An 18,148-nucleotide genomic window follows, 5' to 3' on the forward strand; every position below is an offset into this window, starting at 1 on the left:
GCTGAGGAAAAAATTATGAGCAAACAAATTCAAGACGCCTACATCGTCGCTGCCAACCGCCTGCCGGTGGCCAAGAAAAACGGCATGTTCAAGAACGTGCGGCCGGATGACATGCTGGCCCATGTCATCAAAGCGGTTGTCGCCCAGGTGCCGGGCATCGATCCGGCGCTGATCGGCGACGTCATCGTCGGCTGCGCCATGCCGGAAGCCGAGCAGGGCATGAACGTCGCCCGCATCGGCCTGCTGTTGGCCGGGCTGCCGATCACCGTGCCGGGCATCACGATCAACCGTTTTTGTTCCTCCGGGGTGCAGGCGGTGGCTGATGCCGCCAACCAGATTCGCCTCGGCCTGGCCGATGTGATGATCGCCGCCGGCACCGAATCAATGTCGGTGATGCCGCAGATCATGGGCAACAAGATGTCGATGAACCCGGCGATTTTCGCGAAAGAGGAAAACCTCGGCATCGCTTTCGGCATGGGCCTGACCGCCGAGAAGGTGGCGAGTCAATGGAAGGTCAGCCGCGAGGCGCAGGACGCCTTCGCCGTCGAATCGCATCGTCGGGCCTGTGCGGCGATTGCGGCCGGTCACTTTATGGCTGAGATTTCCCCCTACACCATCCGCGAAAGCTTGCCCGATCTGGCTTCCGGCGAAATCCGCATCCGTGAACGAATCGCCGATACCGACGAAGGTCCGCGCCCGGATTCGGCCCTCGACAAGCTGGCCAAGCTCAAGCCGGTTTTCCATGCGCGTGGTTCGGTGACAGCAGGCAACTCGTCGCAGATGTCGGATGGCGCCGGTGCGGTCATGCTGGTTTCTGAGAAGATCCTGCGCGAACACAACCTGACGCCGCTGGCCCGCTTTGCAGGTTACGCCGTCGGTGGCGTGGCACCGGAGATCATGGGTATCGGCCCGGTCGCGGCGATTCCCAAGGTGCTGGCGCAGGTCGGCATCCGCCAGGATGAGCTGGACTGGATCGAACTCAACGAAGCCTTTGCCGCGCAGTCGATCGCCGTCATGCAGGAACTCGGCATCGATCCGAGCAAGGTCAATCCGCTTGGCGGGGCCATCGCGCTGGGCCACCCGCTCGGCGCCACCGGCGCCATCCGTATCGCCACCGTCGCGCATGGCCTCAAGCGCACCGGCGGCAAGTACGGCATGGTGACGATGTGCATCGGGACGGGTATGGGCGCCGCCGGCATCATCGAACGGATTTAAGGAAATCCGCATGAGCAAGCCATCTCCGTCGTTGCGCAGTGGTCACAAGCTCGCCTACCTAAAGGTATGTCTCGCTTGTTGCGCGCTGGGCGCCTCGGATCTGGCCCACTCATGCGAATTTCTGAATGCCACGGTCAACCGGAGGTTTCGCCCAAAATTGAAATCATGAAACCCGCCTGGCTGGCCAAACTTTCTCCGACCTGGCGGGCGCGCATGGTGCGACTGGGTTTCAATTTTCATCCGGCCTTTCGCGGTACCGGCGGTCGGGTAACCCATGTAGCGAAGGATTTGCGTCACATTCGAATTAGCCTGCCATTGAACAGGGGCACGAAAAATATCTTCGGTTCTCTCTACGGCGGTTCGCTCTTTGCGATCACCGACGGGGCGCATCCGATGATGCTGATGGCGGTGCTGGGTGATGCGTACATCGTCTGGGACAAGTCGGCGAACATTCGCTATTGCAAGCCGGGGTATTCGACGCTGTATGCTGATTTTGTCCTGAGTGACGAGGAAGTGGCAGAAATCCGGGCCGAATTGGCGAAGAACCCGGAGCTTGAGCGGACTTATCAGGTCGAATTGAAAGACAGGCACGGCATCGTGCATACCGTGGTCGAACGTACGGTTTACATTGCCGACAAACATTACTACCGACAAAAGAGCGGTGGAGGAGACAAATGATTACATCGACATGCGTCCGGCAGGCAGCGCTCATTGCCGCAATGCTGGCGGTTCCCGGGCTGCATGCCGCGGAAGTGGCCGGCGTGAAAGTGGACGACAACATCCGAGTTGGCAACAGCGATCTGGTGCTCAACGGCGCCGGACTGCGCAGCAAACTGTTCATCAAGGTTTACGTCGGCGCGCTCTACGTTGGCCAAAAATCGACGACGCCGACGTCAATCTACGACAGCCCGCAGCCCCGCCGCATGGTCATGCGCATGATGCGCGACCTTGACGCCGACACACTGAGTTCGGCCCTCGACGACGGCCTGAAGAGCAACCACAGCCCGGCCGAACTGGCCGAGCTGAAAACGCAGGCTGATCAGTTGGGAGCCATCATGAAAGGTATCGGCAAGGCTCGAGAAGGCGATACCGTTGGCATCGATTTCTCTGTAGACGGCGTTGCTGTCAGCCTGAACGGGGAAGCTCGCGGCAAGGTGGCCGGTGCCGGTTTTGCGAAAGCGCTGCTCAAGGTCTGGCTCGGTGACAAGCCGGTGGACGCCTCGTTGAAGAAGGCGCTGCTCGGGTCCTAGGTTGGCAACGGAGGAGGAAACAATCATGGAAAAAATCTGGCTACAAAGCTATCCGAATGGCGTGCCGGCAGTTATCGACATCGACCACATCCCGTCGCTCGTCGCGCTGTTCGAAACAGCCTGCACAACCTATGCCGAAAAGGTCGCCTACATCAGCATGGACAAGGCGATGACCTATCGCCAACTGGACGAGGAGAGCAAGGCCTTTGCCGGCTGGCTGCAGGCCAAAGGCCTGAAGAAGGGCGACCGCGTCGCATTGATGATGCCCAACCTGCTGCAATATCCCGTTGCACTGTTTGGCACGCTGCGCGCTGGCTGCGTCGTGGTCAATTGCAACCCGCTCTACACGCCGCGCGAACTGGAGCACCAGCTCAAGGACTCTGGAGCGATTGCCATTGTCATCGTTGAGAACTTCGCGCACACGCTCGAGCAGGTCGTCGCTCACACGGCAATCAAGCACGTCATCGTCACGCCGATGGGCGAAATGCTCGGACTCAAGGGCATCATCGTCAATTTCGTCGTGCGCCACGTCAAGAAGCTCGTGCCGGCCTGGAAAATACCGGGTGCTATCGGCTTCAGCAGCGCGCTATCCACCGGGCGCAGCCACGGCTGGCAACCCGTGCCGCTGACCCAGGACGATATCGCCTTCCTGCAATACACGGGCGGCACGACCGGCGTTTCCAAGGGCGCCATGCTGACTCATGCTAACATCGCTGCCAACGTCACGCAGGCCTACAGCTGGATCAAGCCGGTGGTCCGCGAGGGCGAGGAATTCATCATCACCGCCTTGCCGCTCTATCACATCTTCGCACTGACGGCGAATTGCCTGACCTTCCTGATGATCGGCGCGCGCAACCTGCTCATCGCCAATCCGCGCGACATCCCGGGCTTCGTGAAAGAGTGGGCGAAATACCCTGTGACCGTGGTAACGGGCGTCAATACGCTATTCAACGCGTTGCTGCACAACGAGGATTTCGCCAAGCTGGATTTCTCGACCATGCGCGTCACGCTGGGCGGCGGCATGGCGGTGCAGGGGCCGGTCGCCGAAAAGTGGAAGCAAGTGGTCGGCACCCCGCTGCTGCAAGCCTACGGTCTGACGGAAACCTCGCCGGCAGCGACAATCAACCCGCTCGACATGGGCGATTTCAATGGTTCCATCGGCCTGCCGATTTCGTCTACCGAAGTGTCAATCCGCGATGACTACGGCAATGAGGTGCCGCAGGGGCAGGTCGGCGAAATCTGCATTCGCGGCCCGCAGGTCATGAAAGGTTACTGGCAGCGGCAGGAGGAAACGGATTACGTCTTCTATCCGGACCGTTTCCTGCGCACCGGTGACGTTGGTTACGTCGATAAAAAAGGCTTCGTTTTTCTGGTTGACCGTAAGAAAGACATGATCCTGGTCTCCGGCTTCAACGTTTACCCTAACGAGGTCGAGGAAGTCGTCGCCATGCACCCCGGCGTCCGCGATGTCGCGGCCATCGGCGTGGCCGACGAAAACTCCGGCGAGGCGGTGAAGATTTTCGTCGTCCGCAAGGACCCGGCCGTCACCGAGCGCATGCTGATTGACCACTGCCGCGGCTTGCTCACCGGTTACAAAATTCCAAAACATGTCGAATTCCGCGACGACCTGCCGCGCACCAACGTCGGCAAGATCTTGCGTCGCGCATTGAAAGAGGGGGCTTGATGCCGATTCCAGAATCACTGAACAAGAACCTGTCGTTGCCCGTCATCTGCGCGCCGATGTTCATCGTCTCCAACCCCGATCTCGTCATCGCCCAATGCAAGAGCGGCCTGATCGGCTCCTTCCCGGCCCTCAATGCCCGGCCCAAGGAACTGCTCGACGAGTGGCTGACCCGCATCAAGGCCGAACTGGCCGCCGATCCGAACGCCGCACCGTTCGCCGTCAATCAGATCATTCATCCCTCCAACGAGCGGCTCGAACACGACATGATGTTGTGCGTAAAGCACGAGGTGCCGCTCATCATCACCAGCCTGTCGGCGCCGACGCAAATCGTGCCGCCGGTGCACGCCTACGGCGGCAAGGTTTTTCATGACGTGATCAGCGTGCGCCACGCCGAAAAGGCGCTCGAGGCGGGCGTCGATGGCCTGATCCTGGTTTGCGCCGGGGCCGGCGGCCATGCCGGCATGCTCAGTCCCTTCGCGCTGGTCGGTGAAATCCGCAAGTTCTACGATGGCCCGATCGCGCTTTCCGGTGCCATTACCAATGGCAGCGCCATTCTCTCCGCGCAGGCCATGGGTGCCGATTTCGCCTATATCGGCACGCGCTTCATTGCCACCGACGAAGCCCACGCCATCGATGCCTACAAGCAGGCCATTGTTGATTCGGCGGCCAAGGATGTCGTCTATACCCCGTACTTCACTGGCGTCCATGGCAATTACCTGACCAAAAGCATTGTCGCCGCCGGCCTCGATCCGGCCAATCTGCCGGAAAAAGACAAGACCGCGATGAATTTTGGTGGTGCGACAGCCGCCAAGGCCTGGAAAGACATCTGGGGCGCCGGGCAGGGCGTCGGCACCATCGATGAGGTGATGCCGACGGCCGATCTGGTTGCCCGCCTGAAGCAGGAATACCGCGCCGCCAAGACGGCGTTGTGCAACAGCCCATTCTGAAAAACAACTAGGAGACAGACCAAATGAGCGACTACCGTGCGCCCGTAAAAGACATGCGTTTCGTCATGGACGAACTGGCCGGTTTCAAGGAACTGTGCCAGATCGCCGGTTTCGAAGATGCCACGCCCGACCTCGCCGATGCGATTCTGGAAGAAGCGGCCAAGTTCACCGGCGAAGTCCTCGCCCCGCTCAATCGCGTCGGCGACAAGGAAGGCTGCAAGCTGACCGCGAACGGCGTGACCACCCCAACTGGCTGGAAGGAAGCCTACAAGGCCTTCTGCGAAGCCGGCTGGAATGGCATTACCTCGCCGGCTGATTTTGGTGGCCAGGGCTTACCTGATACGCTGGGCATCGCCGTCAAGGAAATGGTCTGCTCGGCCAACCTGTCGTTCTCGCTCGGCCCGTTGCTGACGACCGGCGCCGTTGAAGCACTGCTGACCTGCGCCAGCGACGAGCTGAAAGCGATCTACCTCGAAAAGATGATCACCGGGCTATGGACCGGCACGATGAATCTGACCGAACCGCAAGCCGGCTCCGACCTGGCGCTGATTCGCTCGCGCGCCGAGCCGCAGGCTGACGGCAGCTACAAGGTATTCGGCCAGAAAATCTTCATCACCTACGGCGACCACGACATGACGGACAACATCGTCCACCTCGTGCTCGCCCGCCTGCCCGACGCGCCGGCCGGCGTGAAGGGTATCTCGATGTTCCTGGTGCCGAAATTCCTGGTCAATGCCGACGGCAGCCTCGGCGCCCGCAACGACGCCTACTGTGTCTCCATCGAGCACAAGCTCGGCATCCACGCCAGCCCGACCTGCGTCATGGCCTATGGCGACAATGGCGGCGCCGTCGGCTACCTGCTCGGCGAAGCCAACCGCGGCCTCGAATACATGTTCATCATGATGAACGAAGCCCGCCTCGGCGTTGGCCTGCAAGGCATCGCACTCGGCGAACGCGCCTACCAGCAGGCTCTGGCCTTCGCTCGCGAACGCAAGCAAGGCCGCGATGCGCTGACCGGCGAAGCATTGGTAACTCTCGACAAGCACCCCGACATCCGCCGCATGCTGATGCTCATGAAGTGCCGGGTCGAAGCCAACCGCGCCATGACCTACTACACCTCCGGCCTGCTCGATCGTGCCCATGCGGCGACCGATGCCGATGAGAAAAAACGTCAGCTTTACCTCGCTGAATTTATGATCCCCATCGTCAAGGGCGGCGGTACCGAAATGGGTATCGAAGTCACCTCGCTCGGCATCCAGATCTACGGTGGTATGGGCTTCATCGAAGAAACCGGCGCCGCCCAGCACTGGCGTGACTCGCGCATCACGACGATTTATGAAGGGACCACCGGCATCCAGGCCAATGACCTGCTCTTCCGCAAACTTATGCGCGACCAGGGCGCCACCGCCAAGGTCGTCTTCGGCGAGGTCTACGCCACCGCCAAAGCACTCGGCGCCTCCGGCAAGCCCGAACTGCAAGCCATCGGCCAGCGCCTCGGCGTGGCGCTCAAGGCGTGGACGGAAGCCACCGAATGGCTGGCCGCCAACGCCAAAACCGGCCTTTCAGGCGTGTTGACCGCAGCAGTCCCCTACCTGCATCTGGCCGTCACCGTCTGCGGTGGCTGGTTCATGGGCAAGGCGGCGTTGGCTGCTGCCGGCTATCTTGACAAGGGAGAGGGTGACCAGGCCTTTTACCGTGCGAAGATTTCCACGGCGCGGTTCTATTCCGACCAGATGTTGCCGCAGGCGACGGCCTATGGTGAAACAGTTCGAGCTGGGGATGCTGCTTTTAATGATGCAGCCAATGCGTTGTTCTGAGCGGAAACGGTATCCACTAGCTGCAAGGCTATTTCAAAATTATCCGAAAACGAAAAAGGCGCCTTTCGGCGCCTTTTTTTCTTAAGCTATCAAGCCGCAACTATTTAGGGCTGGATACCGGCGTCGGAGCCTTGTTGACCAAGAAAATTGCGTTTTGTACCGCTGCGGTATTAATGTTCTGAACGCTTGATGCACCACCGATTGAACCAGCAGTTTGCCCGTAGAACGTTCCATTTACGGAGCCTTGCAGGTTCTTGGTATCTACGACGTTACCAGTGATGTTGGCGCCGCTAACCGTTCCTGCCGCGTTGAAATTAAATGATCCGTTGTTGCTCCAATTTCCAGACCATGTTCCGGGTTGGAAGTTGACGGTGATGATAACTTTGCCTTGTTGGCTGCCATCAAAACTACCACCAACATAGGTTGCACTGACATTCCCCGCGCGCTGTGAATCCAGATAGGCTTGCGGCGTTGCGATGCCCGCAACGTAATAACCTGTCGTGGTGGTTGTTGTAGTGGTGGTGGAGCCCTTGCCTTCACCACTGGTGTAGCTTTCCACAGATGACCGGTCGAAGGTGCCAATGGCAACATCAGGATCAGCCTTAAGCGTTACATAAATGTCTTGCCAACCTATAAAATGCCCGCGACGGTTGTAAACGGGTTCTTGGCCTACTTTGTACAGAGTTCCGGTAATGGCCTCTTCAAATTTTCCGAAACCTACGGCAAGTAAAGCTTCAATCGACAACCCGCTATGAGAAAAGCCAGACACTGAGGGATCAGCATTCCATCCTGCCGTGTGAAAATGATTCAATTCGTTGGAAAGGCCGCCGCCGAAATTCACTGCAATCTGCTCGTCCGAACTTGTGAAGTTAGGGGTGATCGCTGGATTCAGCGATTCGAGATTCCACGAGGCTTCTCCCGGGCTTCCTTTCTTGGGTAGCGGGAAGTTATCCGGCGTCAGGGTCAGCGCGAACAAGCCTGAGGAGTACTTGTTGTAGCCAGAGCCCTCATAGATTGTTTTTTCTTTGTGACCAGTCTTGGTGGTTGTCGAGTCACGGAAGATCGCATAACCGCACCAAGAGCCTGCAGCACAAGTATCACTGACGGTAGTTGGGGTGACAATCGGGTTGTTGCGATAACTGTCACCGCTACCAGCGCCTAAGAGTTGTGCTGGATTTACGTTTGGGCCGCCTGCAGCCGGCTCAACAAAATCGGTCCATGCGCCCCAGCTGTCGACGGAGTCCTGTGAGATCAATACCTTGCCATAGGACCTGACCGTGCTCCAGTCATCCTCATGGAATTGCTGCGATTCCTTCGCGAATACCGGGCTACTGGCAAAAAGGGCAACGATGCATGTTGCGATAATGGTGCGATTGTTTTTCATGATCTATCCTCTAGGTCTGTATGTGGATTTACTATTCTTTACATGGGTTAAGTTTAGATAGACTTTTACAAGGTGTCGCTTTTCGTCAGCTGGCTTCTGTGATCTATTCCTCATTTCAGGCAAATCAATTTGTTGTGCCCGGCGCAGGAAATAAAAAAAGGCGCCGAAGCGCCTTTTTTGCGGGGTGTCTGGAGTTTTCGTTAGTCAGTTTTGACTGACGGTCCGGTGCTATAGACTTTGTTGACCAAGAAAACTGCTGTTTGGGTTTGAGTGGTTGGCATTTGAGCTATACGTGCGTCAACTGGTGGCGTGTAGGTCTTTGTTACAGTAGAAACACCACCGATTGATCCAGCTTGTTGGCCGTAGAAGGTTCCCTGAACGGAGCCTGCATAGGAGGAGCTACTTCCTGAGTACAACGCCGATACACTGCTTGAGCTAATGCTCGCGCCACTGATGTTGCCTTCTGCCTTGAAGTTCATCGCACCGGTCCACTGTCCTTGCCAAGTCGCTGGGGCAAACTGGACCTGAATCAACACTTTCCCTTGGCTGGATCCATCGAAACTGCCACCCGCGTAATAAGCCCTGATGTCACGGGCCTGTTGGTCAGCCAGATAGGCTTGGGGTGTAGCGATCCCGGCAACGTAGTAACCATTGGTTCTGGCCGTTGTTTCATCCCAAGACCGATATTCTTCATTGCCACTCGTATAAGTCGTTACCTGACGGTCAAACGTACCAACAGCCACTTCCTTGTCTGCTCCCTTGACTGCGAGCGCAAACCAACCGTATCCAACTTCGCTAGTTGCTTCACTAGATAACCAGTTGTGAGAAAAGCCGGTTGCCGAACTGCTTTCCCAGCCAGAGTCCGTCTCGTTTCCTGTCCACGCATGGAAATGATGGAGTCCATCATCCCTAAACCAGCCATAGCCGCCACCAAAGTCTGCCGGGATATTGGTGCCCGAATCGCTGAATGTTGGATCGGTGCTTCCGAGGGGAGTGATGCGCCAGAAGACATTGCCTTCACCTCGGCCGCTTCCTGCGGTAATGCTTGGATCATCGGGGGTCGGTGTCAGTGCAAACAAACCAGCGCTCCATGGATCGGATGGCTTGTAGTAGGAGCGCGTTTGAATTTCTTGGCCACCGGTTGAAGAGTTGCGGTAGATGGCGTAACCGCACCAAGTTCCTGCTGCGCAACCTTCAGTCACCACGACGACCGGATTGTTACGATACGGGTCGCTTCCGGACATTCCGGGCATGGCAACTGGAGATGGTGCTCCGGCGGCTGGTTCTACGAAGTCTTCCCACGGACCCCACTGGTTGACTGAGTCTTGGGCAACGACAACTTTGCCGTAAGAATGGACATTATTCCATCCACTTTCGTGGTACTCCCACGTGTCTTTTGCAAACACAGTACCGCTGATGAAGAGGGTGGCGATACACGCTGCTATAACTGTACGCTTTGTTTTCATGATATCCCTCACTACTTGACTGAAACGATGGTCTTTCTTTTACTGTAGGTGCCGACGGCATGAAATCAAGCCGGGGCTTTACGCTTTTTTACAACGCATATATCGAGCCAATAAATTTAATTTATATTAATCATATACTTGCGTTTTTCGCCGCAAGGTTGCTGTAAAGAATTTCGACGTGTTGCCGCCTTGTGGCGTAGGTTGTGCAGGAAGTGATGGACGTAAAAAAGGGCGCCATCGGCGCCCTTTGACTTTGAAGCTTTGGTAGCTTTGCTTTAGAACGAACGGCCCAGATTTACGCCTACAACTTCACGTTCGTAAGTGTAGATGCTTACATTGGAGTTGTTGTCCGTGAATTGCCAGCTGCCGGAGACGCGCCAGTCTTTCATCAGACCCTCCTTGAAGTTGTGGCCAAAGCCGACTTCAAGGCGATGCTCGGTTTCGTCGCGGGCAACGTTAAAGACTGGTTCCACGCCATCGAACTTCGTGTCCTTGTAGCTGTAGCGGCCATACACAGAACCATTTTGCCAGGCGACAACGTTGGCACCAATGAAGGCTTCCCAGCCATCATTGCTGAAGCGGTTAGCCGAGGCTTCTTCCAAGAAGACGTGAGCGCCACCCTGAACGGCCAGTTTTCCTTGCAGGAACAGATGGCCGTATGAGAGGCCGGTAGAGTAATAGTTGCTGTCACGCCCAGCATCGATGGCTCGATCGAAACTCTTGTTCAGCACCAGGGCATCCCAAGTCAGCTCACCGTTTTTGAGTTGCAGCGTAAAAGTTGGGGAAACCGAGGTGTAGAGACCGAGGTAGTCGCCACCGAGATATAGGGCATCAGCTTGGAAATTCAGCTTGGTACGCCATTTGTTGGGAGCAACCCAGCCCGGGCCGGTCGATAGGGAGAGGGCCGTCAGGTCGAAGTCGGTTTTTTCGAAATAACCCTTGTGATACAGGCCTGCACTGGTTTGCCAGATGAGGCGCGATGCGGTTTCGCCAAATCGAATTACCGTCGGCGAGTTATAGGTGTGCGTAATACCAGCCTGAGCAACTCCTGCCCAATCATGCTGGGGGGTGGAGCCGGGTTGGAGAATCAGGCCACCGGGCAACGTGGCGCCACTCGGGCCGACGTTTACGTTGGTGTCGTACAGAAAGCCAAGCGAGATAGAGGGCTCAAAGGTGTGTGGTTTGGCAACCAGTGCTGCTTGGTCACGCTTGATCTGGGCTTGGAAGGCCAGTACTGCCAAGCGAACATTTTCCGGTGTCTTCGGGTCGTCAAGGACTTTCTGCGCCTGAAGGTTGGCCTGATCCAGGTTAAGTGCCCGAAAGTAGGCAACAGCCAGCTCCAAGCGAGCACGGTTGAGCGAGGGATTGTTGCTTAATACAGTTTCAAGTGCTTCGATGGCGCTGAATACCTGACCTTGTTCGCGCAGGAAGATACCTTCCTTGAACAGTTTTTCCGTATCGACTGCTTCTTGGGCGGTAGCGGCCGATATTCCGGCAAAAGCCAGAAAGACAGGCAGGCAGGCGCGTTTCAGGGAGCCAAAGGTTTCTGCTTTGCGAGCATTCATGTATCGTACCTCTATAGTGACTGTGGTGATTTGGTAACAAAACGTTAATTTCCGTAAGTGTAAACGGTACCCACTGCTCATGTCATGAGATTGCTTCCCAAGATGTCTTTAGCGGCCCAGTATGTAGGTTTTTTACAACTGTAAAGTAATTCGACAGTAAACTTGCATATGCGATAGTTCGGAGCACTCCATTCCTGTGCAAACAGTTTTTTTGCCTTTCCGTGGCCGAGATTAATACGTGCAACTCACTGTTTTAATATGGATTCAGGTGTTTTTGTATTTGGTCGGAACCTGCTTTTCAGTTGTGGCCGCTGCGGAGAATCAGCCACTCGATCACAAACTCTTTAGTTCCAGAGAGGAGCGTAAGGACGGGTTTTCTATCTTTCCTCAGTGGGTCTCGGTTATGCGACGTCATGCGGAGGACCGCCCGAGCACCGAAAACTGCCCGATTAATCTTTGCAAAGTGCCTGAGTGGTTGGCAATGATCAGCTCCATGCGCGGGCACGCTCCTCGCGAACAGGTTGCGGTTGTGAACGATTTTTCCAATCGTTTTCGTTACGTACTGGATCAGGATAATTACGGCCGCTCGGACTACTGGGCAATTCCCCGTGAGTTCCTGACTTTGGGGGGCGATTGCGAGGATTTCGCCATCATCAAATATTTTTCGCTAAGGCAGTTGGGGGTTCCGGCGGAGTCCCTGAGAGTGGTGGTCGTTCAGGATGCCAATCTTAGGATTCCCCACGCTGTATTGGCTGTCTATATGCGAGATGATATTTTTATTCTGGACAATCAAGTCCGGGAGGTTGTTTCGCATCAGAAGATTGCCCATTACGTTCCGGTTTTTTCGCTAAATGAACATAACTGGTGGATGCATTTGCCATGAAGTAATGTGGCCGTCGTCAATTGTCAAAGTATCAAGCGGGACATATGATTTATTCAGGTAAACGTATTTGTGGCATCAATTCTCAGCAGGTTTTGTGCACGCCTTTTTCAGCAAGTGTTTCGGCTAATTCATCGGGCAGATATGACTGCCCTGTCGCCAGGACTGCAAAATAATGAAAACTCGAATGTGGCGTAAACAGTGGGCTCCGGCGATTCTTGCGCTGGGGATGCTCCTGATTGTCGGTGTCTGGTCGATCATCAACTATGCGGCCAGCGAGAAAGAGCGTGATCTGCGTGCGTGGGAAACCCTGTTGGGTGTCGTTGCCGAGAGCCGTGCTCAAAGCCTCAATCAGTGGATAGATACGCAATATGGGGTGGTCAGGGAGCTTGCTGATAACGCATCGTTGCGTTTCTACCTTTCGCAACTGGTAGCAGCCCCGGATGCGGAAACCGTAGACGCTCAAGCTGCACAATTTGGCTACTTGCGTAACCTGCTTGAAACAACAGCCGAGAAAAACGGTTATTCCCTTGCCGGCCAGAAGACAAAGGTCCAGGCCAACATAGCTTCCGCATCGGATTCAGGCATCGTCATCGTTGATGCCGCAGGCAAGACGATTGTCGGAACATCTGGTTTTCATGCCGACGATGCCTTGAAGGCAACCTTGCTCCGCGCGGTGGAGAGCGGCAAACCTGCCTTGCAGGACTTGTATGAAAATACTGGCGGAGAGGTGGTGCTGGGCTTTGCCATTCCCGTGTTCTCCGTTCAGTCTAGTGAGCCTGGGCAGCGCCCGATTGCGGCCATTGCCGGTGTCAAGCGGGCTCGAGATGAGCTCTTCCCCTTGTTGTTGCGGAAGGGGACGTTGACCAGCGCGGATGAAACTTTGCTGGTGAGGCGCGAGGGGGATTCTGTCGCGTTTATCTCGCCGCTGGCCGACGGTACTGCACCTCTGCGCAAACAGCTTTCATTGTCTGCAGTGAATCAGGTTGAGGTCGAAGCGCTGACCAAGCCCGGAAGCTTCTCGATGAATCTGGATTACGCCGGACGCGAGGTTTTGACGGTTAGCAGGAGTTTCCGCCAGACCCCCTGGATTCTGGTCCAGAAGATCGATGCGGTCGAGGCGCTCAAGGAATCGCGGGATCATCAGCGCTTCCTCATGATTACGCTGACCTTTGCCATTCTGGTCATTGCGGCAGGCTTGATTGCCGCATGGTGGCATGGTGCCAGCGTGAAAGAGCGATCGGTTTCCGAGGTGCTGCGCAGCAAGTCTCGTCAATTGGCTGATCAGTCTGCATTGATGATGAGCGTCATGGATGGCACTCCCGACCTTATCTTTACCGTTGAAGAGGAGCGCCTGAAGTTCTGCAACAAGGCATTTGGCTCCTTGGTCAACGAGTCCCCGGATGCTCTCCGGGGGAAAACACTGTCGAGCATTGTCGGTCCGTCAGCGGCGCATCGGATTGATGCGCTTGTCGTGGAGAGCCGAAAAACATCCCAGACTGTGTCCCGAATGCTGGATCTGGATATTGGCAGCATCGCCAGCCACAATTATTTTTCTGCGGTGCCTATCCCGACAAATGAAGGGCCGGGGCTGGTTCTATGTCTGGCTCGCGACATGACGGTCGAGCAGGACGCGCAGAAGAAACGTCAGGCGTTAATGAATCAGCTTGTCGGAGTACTGACCTGCATCGTTGATTCGCATGACCCCTTCTGCACCGAGCACTCGATGCGTACGGCTCTGGTTGCCGGAGCCATTGCGCGCGAACTTGGGCTTGATGACTCGGCTGCCGAGACACTTGATATGGCGGCTAAATTGGCCAACGTCGGAAAGATATTTGTACCGAGGGAATTGCTGACCAAGCGTGAAGTCCTGTCGCCCGAAGAGCAGAAAATCATGCAATCGCACGTACAGCACTCCGTGGCAGTACTGAAAGCGATTGAATTCGAGGGGCCAGTCATCGATGTCATCGCCCAGAAGAGCGAGCATCTTGATGGTAGCGGCTATCCGGCCGGGCTGAAGGAGCACGAACTCTTGCTCGAAAGCCGGATTCTGGCCGTTGCCAATGCCTTTGTGGCGATGGTCAGTGCCCGGGCCTATCGTGCAGGCGTGCCCCTGGAGCAGACACTCGACAAGTTATTGAGCGAGAGTGGTTCCAAATACGATCGCCATGTTGTCGCAGCTTTGTTCCATGTGGCCGAGAATCGGCCGGAATGGATCAAGTGGTCAGCACCATCGGCCAATGCCTCGTGACTTGATGGGCTGAGCTTTGCACCGATACGCGCAAAAAAGCCGCCCGGTTCGAGGCGGCTTTTTTGCATGCAGCTTCCGCGATTATTGCTTGATCGCTTCAATAGCGATGTCGATGGTCACATCATCACCAACGTAGGGTGCGTGCTTGCCCATGTTGAAATCGGTGCGTTTGACGGTGACCGTAGCGTTGCCGCCGATGGCATCCTTCTTCACCATCGGGTGCGGCATGGCTTGGTAACCGGTGACCTTCAAGGTGACTGGCTTGGTGATGCCCTTGAGCGTCAGGTTGCCTTCGATGGTGGCCGGCTTGTCGCCTTCGAAGACGACCTTGGTCGATTTGAAGGTAGCCGTCGGATACTTGGCGGTGTTGAGGAAATCTTCACCTTGGATGTGCTCGTTGAAAGTCTCGGAGCCGGTGCTCACCGACTTGGTGTCGATCACGAGGTCGATCTTGGCGGTCTTGGCGGCCTTGTCGAGGACGATGGTGCCAGTGGTCTTGTCGAAGCGGCTGAGTTGGACGGAGTAGCCGAAATGGCTGTACGAGAAGCGCGGGAAGCTGTGGTTGCCATCGAGCGTGAAGGTTTCCGGGGCGGCCAGGGCCGGGGTGGCGGCAGCGATGGCGAGAGCGAGGGTGGCGAATTGTTTTTTCATGGTGATTCTCCTTGATGGGTTGGGGTTTATTTCGTTGCAGCGGTGATGTGGAACTTGATCTGGACATCGTTGGCGACGATGTCGAACTTGGCCCAGGAGCCCTCGCCGATGGAAAAGTCGGCGCGGCGGATGGTGAAGGCGCCATCGAAGACGCCCGTGCTCCCCTGCGCCGTGAAGGTCGCCGGGACGACGACATCCTGCGTCTTGCCCTTGATGGTCAGTTGGCCGGCGACTTCGTACCTATTGGCGCCAAGGGCTTTGACGGTGCCTGATACGAAGCGCGCTGTCGGGAATGCCTTGGTGTTGAACCACTGCTTGCCGGCGACTTCCTCGTCGCCTTCAGCAGCGCCGGTGTCGACGCTGGCCAGTTCGATATCGAAACTCGCCTTGGCGGAAGTCGGCTTGGCCGGGTCGAAATTGAGCTGGCTGGAAAACTTCTTGAATTTCCCGTCGACCGCAACTCCCATCTGTTTGTAGACGAAATTGACAGCGCTTTTGTCGGGCTGGACCTGGGTGTATTCAACGGCTTGTGCGGCGGGAATCAGGGCTGCGAAGGCAAGTGCAAAGGCGAGGCGTTTCATGTTCAGTTCTCCTAGGAGTGGCGGGGCAGGATGCGGGTCAGGATGTCGTCCTTGTCGATGAAGTGATGCTTCAGCGCCGCGCCGATGTGGCCGAGCAGAACGACGACGAACAGCAGGTTCAGGCTTTGATGGACGAGTGCCAGCAGATCGCCCACTTCCTTGTTTTTCTCAAGCAGGTCGGGGATGGGCAGGACGCCGAAATAAACGGTCTGGAAACCCTTGGCCGAACTCATCAGCCAGCCGGACAGCGGGATGGCCAGCATCAGCCCGTAGAGCGCCAGGTGACCGGCGTGAGCGGCGAACTGCATGATCTTCGGCATGCTGTCAGGCAGGGCCGGCGGGCGATGCGTGAAGCGCCAGAGTAGGCGAAAGCTGACGAGCAGGAGGGCAGTGACACCGGCCCATTTGTGCCAGGAGTAAAGCTTCAGCTTGTCCGGCGACAGCGGCAGGTCTTGCATGTAGAAACCCAGCGCCAGCATGCCGAAGAGCAGGATGGCCATGAGCCAGTGCAGGGCCTTGGCGGTGCCGGTGTAATGTTTGACTTCCACGGTCAACCTCCTTTTTTGCCTGAAAACGAAAAGGCGTCCATGGCAATGACGTAATTGTCGATGCCGGCATGGAAGCGATTGGCCTGCGCGTTTTCGCCAGCCGCCCCGAGTGCGACATAAAGCGGCAGCAAATGTTCATCGCTCGGGTGTGCCTGAACGCCGCCGGGCGCCTGTTGGCGGTAGTCGAGCAGGGCGGAAATGTCATGAGAATACAGACGCCCGGCCAGCCAGTCTGTGAACTGGCGCACATAGGCAGGCGTCTGCCCACTGTTACGAGCCGCCATCTGGTAGTCGCGCAGGTTGTGCGTGACATTTCCCGAGGCGATGACGAGAAAGCCTTTTTCCGTCAGCGGCGCCAGCGCCTGACCAAGCTTGTAGGCTGCTGTCGGGCCGCCGCGGCTCTGGATGGAGAGCGGAATGACCGGCACTTCGGCGTCGGGGAACATCCGTCGCAGCGGCACCCAGGCGCCGTGGTCAAGGCCGCGGCTGGCATCGCTGGCGACCGGCAGGCCGGCGGCCTTCAGCGCAGCGACAACTTCTTCGGAAGCCTCGCGACAGCCGGTGGCCGGGTAGCGGATTTCGTACAGTTCATCCGGGAAGCCCCAGAAATCGTGGATCGTTTCCGGGCGTTCGGCGAAACCGACGGTCGGCACGGCCGTATCCCAGTGGGCGCTGACGATGACGATGGCGCGCGGCAAGGGCAGCGACGCCGCCATGGTCGTCAGCGCTGCGCCGGCCGCACCCGGGCGCAGCGCAAAAGTCGGCGCGCCGTGCGGAACAAAAAGGGTGGGGTAAACCTGTGTCATTGCGGCAACTCCTAATTCGATGGACGCACTTTATGCCTGTTATTTGGATCGAAATAGCCGACAATGTGCAAATTACTATTGCTGGAGTTGCAACAATGGATCGCCTCGAAGCCATGCATCTCTTCGTTCGGGTGGCCGAGCTCGGCAGTTTCTCGGCGGTGGCGCAGCAGCTGGGTGTCGCCCGCTCGGTGGTGACGCGGCAGGTCGCCGCGCTGGAAACGCATCTCGGCGTCAAGCTCATGGCGCGCAGCACACGCCGCCTGGCGCTGACCTCGGGCGGCACGGCTTATCTCGAAAAATGCCGGGTCATCCTCAACCTCGTTGAAGCGGCCGAAACCGGCGTCGCCGAAGAGCGCCTGACGCCACGCGGCAACATCCGCATCAGCCTGCCACTCAGTTACGGCATGAAACGGCTGGCGCCCATCCTGCTCGATTTCTCGCAGCGCTATCCGGAAGTCTCGCTCGACATGGATTATAGCGACCGGCGCGTGAACCTGATCGAGGAAGGCATCGACCTGTCGATCCGCATCACCCGGCGCCTGGAATCGGGTGACGTAGCCCGCAAGATCGGGACCAGCCGCCTGCTCGTCGTCGCTGCGCCGGAATATCTCAGTCGCCACGGTCAACCGGAAAATCCGGCCGAATTGGCAAATCACGTCTGCCTCGGCTACACCAACGCCGGTAGCAGCCAGCTTTGGCAATTCATGGTCAATGGGCAACTCGAGAGCTTTCATATCCGCAGCCGCCTCAACGCCAACAACGGCGACGTGCTGACCGAGGCGACGGCGCAGGGGCTGGGCATCAGCTGCCAGCCGGATTTCATTGCCGATACCTTTCTGGCCACTGGCCGGGTCGTCGAAATTCTGCCCAATTATCCGATTCCCGAGCTCGGCATCTACGCCATTTTGCCCAGCAACCATCATGTGCCACACCGGGTTCGGGTGCTCATGGACACGCTGGCCGAACGGCTGGCTGGGCAGTAGCAGGCCGGAGTGCCGAGTTATCGGATAACAATTCTTTACCGAGTCACGCCAACCATCATTCGGCCTGCGCGTTAATATTTGATGACAGGCGATACTTGCGCCTGGCATTGATAGTCACGT

The 18,148-nt window shown here is 57.2% G+C and carries 16 protein-coding genes; 9 read left to right on the plus strand and 7 right to left on the minus strand.

The window, feature by feature from the left end; translation table 11 throughout:
* Positions 1–15: 15 nt before the first annotated feature.
* The 6 genes from WBK19_RS00370 to WBK19_RS00395 all read left to right on the plus strand — a co-directional run bounded on the left by WBK19_RS00370 (position 16) and on the right by WBK19_RS00395 (position 6,913).
* Positions 16–1,215: an acetyl-CoA C-acyltransferase gene (locus tag WBK19_RS00370; protein ID WP_511285880.1), complete on the plus strand. Its 1,200-nt coding sequence runs from the start codon at positions 16–18 to the stop codon at positions 1,213–1,215.
* 165 nt (positions 1,216–1,380) lie between these two features.
* On the plus strand, positions 1,381–1,893 hold the full coding sequence (locus tag WBK19_RS00375) for a DUF4442 domain-containing protein (RefSeq protein ID WP_511285882.1): 513 nt from the start codon (positions 1,381–1,383) through the stop codon (positions 1,891–1,893).
* Positions 1,890–2,465, plus strand: a complete 576-nt coding sequence (locus tag WBK19_RS00380; RefSeq protein ID WP_511285884.1) for a chalcone isomerase family protein — start codon at positions 1,890–1,892, stop codon at positions 2,463–2,465. The genes WBK19_RS00375 and WBK19_RS00380 overlap by 4 nt, the downstream gene beginning before the upstream one ends.
* A gap of 25 nt (positions 2,466–2,490) precedes the next feature.
* Positions 2,491–4,149: a long-chain-fatty-acid--CoA ligase gene (locus WBK19_RS00385; RefSeq protein ID WP_511285886.1), complete on the plus strand. Its 1,659-nt coding sequence runs from the start codon at positions 2,491–2,493 to the stop codon at positions 4,147–4,149.
* Positions 4,149–5,096, plus strand: a complete 948-nt coding sequence (locus WBK19_RS00390; protein ID WP_511285888.1) for an NAD(P)H-dependent flavin oxidoreductase — start codon at positions 4,149–4,151, stop codon at positions 5,094–5,096. Before WBK19_RS00385 ends, WBK19_RS00390 begins: the two co-directional genes overlap by 1 nt.
* A 23-nt stretch (positions 5,097–5,119) precedes the next feature.
* Positions 5,120–6,913 carry an acyl-CoA dehydrogenase C-terminal domain-containing protein gene (locus WBK19_RS00395; protein WP_511285890.1) on the plus strand — a complete coding sequence of 598 codons (1,794 nt, stop codon included), beginning with the start codon at positions 5,120–5,122 and terminating at the stop codon, positions 6,911–6,913.
* Between the two features lie 100 nt (positions 6,914–7,013).
* Here the strand turns inward: WBK19_RS00395 and WBK19_RS00400 are convergent, their stop codons facing one another.
* The 3 genes from WBK19_RS00400 to WBK19_RS00410 form a co-directional block, all read right to left on the minus strand.
* Positions 7,014–8,297: a HupA family protein gene (locus tag WBK19_RS00400; RefSeq protein WP_511285892.1), complete on the minus strand. Its 1,284-nt coding sequence runs from the start codon at positions 8,295–8,297 to the stop codon at positions 7,014–7,016.
* A gap of 200 nt (positions 8,298–8,497) precedes the next feature.
* Entirely contained in the window at positions 8,498–9,763 is a 1,266-nt protein-coding gene (locus WBK19_RS00405) for a hypothetical protein (protein WP_511285894.1), read from the minus strand.
* 275 nt (positions 9,764–10,038) lie between these two features.
* Positions 10,039–11,328, minus strand: coding sequence for a tetratricopeptide repeat protein (locus tag WBK19_RS00410; RefSeq protein WP_511285896.1), 1,290 nt, complete (start codon positions 11,326–11,328; stop codon positions 10,039–10,041).
* 238 nt (positions 11,329–11,566) lie between these two features.
* Between WBK19_RS00410 and WBK19_RS00415 the strand changes: the two genes are divergently transcribed.
* Positions 11,567–12,211, plus strand: a complete 645-nt coding sequence (locus tag WBK19_RS00415; protein WP_511285898.1) for a transglutaminase-like cysteine peptidase — start codon at positions 11,567–11,569, stop codon at positions 12,209–12,211.
* Between the two features lie 172 nt (positions 12,212–12,383).
* Positions 12,384–14,459 (plus strand): HD domain-containing phosphohydrolase, encoded by a 2,076-nt coding sequence (locus WBK19_RS00420; RefSeq protein ID WP_511285900.1) that lies wholly within the window; start codon positions 12,384–12,386, stop codon positions 14,457–14,459.
* 81 nt (positions 14,460–14,540) lie between these two features.
* Here the strand turns inward: WBK19_RS00420 and WBK19_RS00425 are convergent, their stop codons facing one another.
* Genes WBK19_RS00425 through WBK19_RS00440 form a run of 4 tightly spaced genes read right to left on the minus strand, consistent with a single transcriptional unit; the run spans position 14,541 to position 17,045 of the window.
* Positions 14,541–15,110: a YceI family protein gene (locus tag WBK19_RS00425; protein ID WP_511285902.1), complete on the minus strand. Its 570-nt coding sequence runs from the start codon at positions 15,108–15,110 to the stop codon at positions 14,541–14,543.
* Between the two features lie 26 nt (positions 15,111–15,136).
* Positions 15,137–15,691, minus strand: a complete 555-nt coding sequence (locus WBK19_RS00430; protein ID WP_511285904.1) for a YceI family protein — start codon at positions 15,689–15,691, stop codon at positions 15,137–15,139.
* 11 nt (positions 15,692–15,702) lie between these two features.
* Positions 15,703–16,245 carry a cytochrome b gene (locus WBK19_RS00435; protein WP_511285906.1) on the minus strand — a complete coding sequence of 181 codons (543 nt, stop codon included), beginning with the start codon at positions 16,243–16,245 and terminating at the stop codon, positions 15,703–15,705.
* Complete coding sequence (locus WBK19_RS00440; RefSeq protein WP_511285908.1) at positions 16,242–17,045, minus strand: DODA-type extradiol aromatic ring-opening family dioxygenase; 804 nt, start codon at positions 17,043–17,045, stop codon at positions 16,242–16,244. Before WBK19_RS00440 ends, WBK19_RS00435 begins: the two co-directional genes overlap by 4 nt.
* Positions 17,046–17,140: 95 nt before the next feature.
* Here WBK19_RS00440 and WBK19_RS00445 point away from each other — a divergent pair, with 95 nt between their 5' ends.
* Positions 17,141–18,028, plus strand: a complete 888-nt coding sequence (locus WBK19_RS00445) for a LysR family transcriptional regulator (protein ID WP_511285910.1) — start codon at positions 17,141–17,143, stop codon at positions 18,026–18,028.
* Positions 18,029–18,148 lie beyond the last annotated feature (120 nt).

Origin of the sequence: Azonexus sp., assembly GCF_049652925.1 — a bacterium.
Lineage (GTDB): Bacteria > Pseudomonadota > Gammaproteobacteria > Burkholderiales > Rhodocyclaceae > Azonexus.

Bases quoted from the DNA above. Each gene is read 5' to 3' on its own strand.
- WBK19_RS00370 (WP_511285880.1), top strand. From the start codon at position 16: ATGAGCAAACAAATTCAAGACGCCTACATCGTCGCTGCCAACCGCCTG.
- WBK19_RS00375 (WP_511285882.1), top strand. From the start codon at position 1,381: ATGAAACCCGCCTGGCTGGCCAAACTTTCTCCGACCTGGCGGGCGCGC.
- WBK19_RS00380 (WP_511285884.1), top strand. From the start codon at position 1,890: ATGATTACATCGACATGCGTCCGGCAGGCAGCGCTCATTGCCGCAATG.
- WBK19_RS00385 (WP_511285886.1), top strand. From the start codon at position 2,491: ATGGAAAAAATCTGGCTACAAAGCTATCCGAATGGCGTGCCGGCAGTT.
- WBK19_RS00390 (WP_511285888.1), top strand. From the start codon at position 4,149: ATGCCGATTCCAGAATCACTGAACAAGAACCTGTCGTTGCCCGTCATC.
- WBK19_RS00395 (WP_511285890.1), top strand. From the start codon at position 5,120: ATGAGCGACTACCGTGCGCCCGTAAAAGACATGCGTTTCGTCATGGAC.
- WBK19_RS00400 (WP_511285892.1), bottom strand. From the start codon at position 8,297: ATGAAAAACAATCGCACCATTATCGCAACATGCATCGTTGCCCTTTTT.
- WBK19_RS00405 (WP_511285894.1), bottom strand. From the start codon at position 9,763: ATGAAAACAAAGCGTACAGTTATAGCAGCGTGTATCGCCACCCTCTTC.
- WBK19_RS00410 (WP_511285896.1), bottom strand. From the start codon at position 11,328: ATGAATGCTCGCAAAGCAGAAACCTTTGGCTCCCTGAAACGCGCCTGC.
- WBK19_RS00420 (WP_511285900.1), top strand. From the start codon at position 12,384: ATGAAAACTCGAATGTGGCGTAAACAGTGGGCTCCGGCGATTCTTGCG.
- WBK19_RS00425 (WP_511285902.1), bottom strand. From the start codon at position 15,110: ATGAAAAAACAATTCGCCACCCTCGCTCTCGCCATCGCTGCCGCCACC.
- WBK19_RS00430 (WP_511285904.1), bottom strand. From the start codon at position 15,691: ATGAAACGCCTCGCCTTTGCACTTGCCTTCGCAGCCCTGATTCCCGCC.
- WBK19_RS00440 (WP_511285908.1), bottom strand. From the start codon at position 17,045: ATGACACAGGTTTACCCCACCCTTTTTGTTCCGCACGGCGCGCCGACT.
- WBK19_RS00445 (WP_511285910.1), top strand. From the start codon at position 17,141: ATGGATCGCCTCGAAGCCATGCATCTCTTCGTTCGGGTGGCCGAGCTC.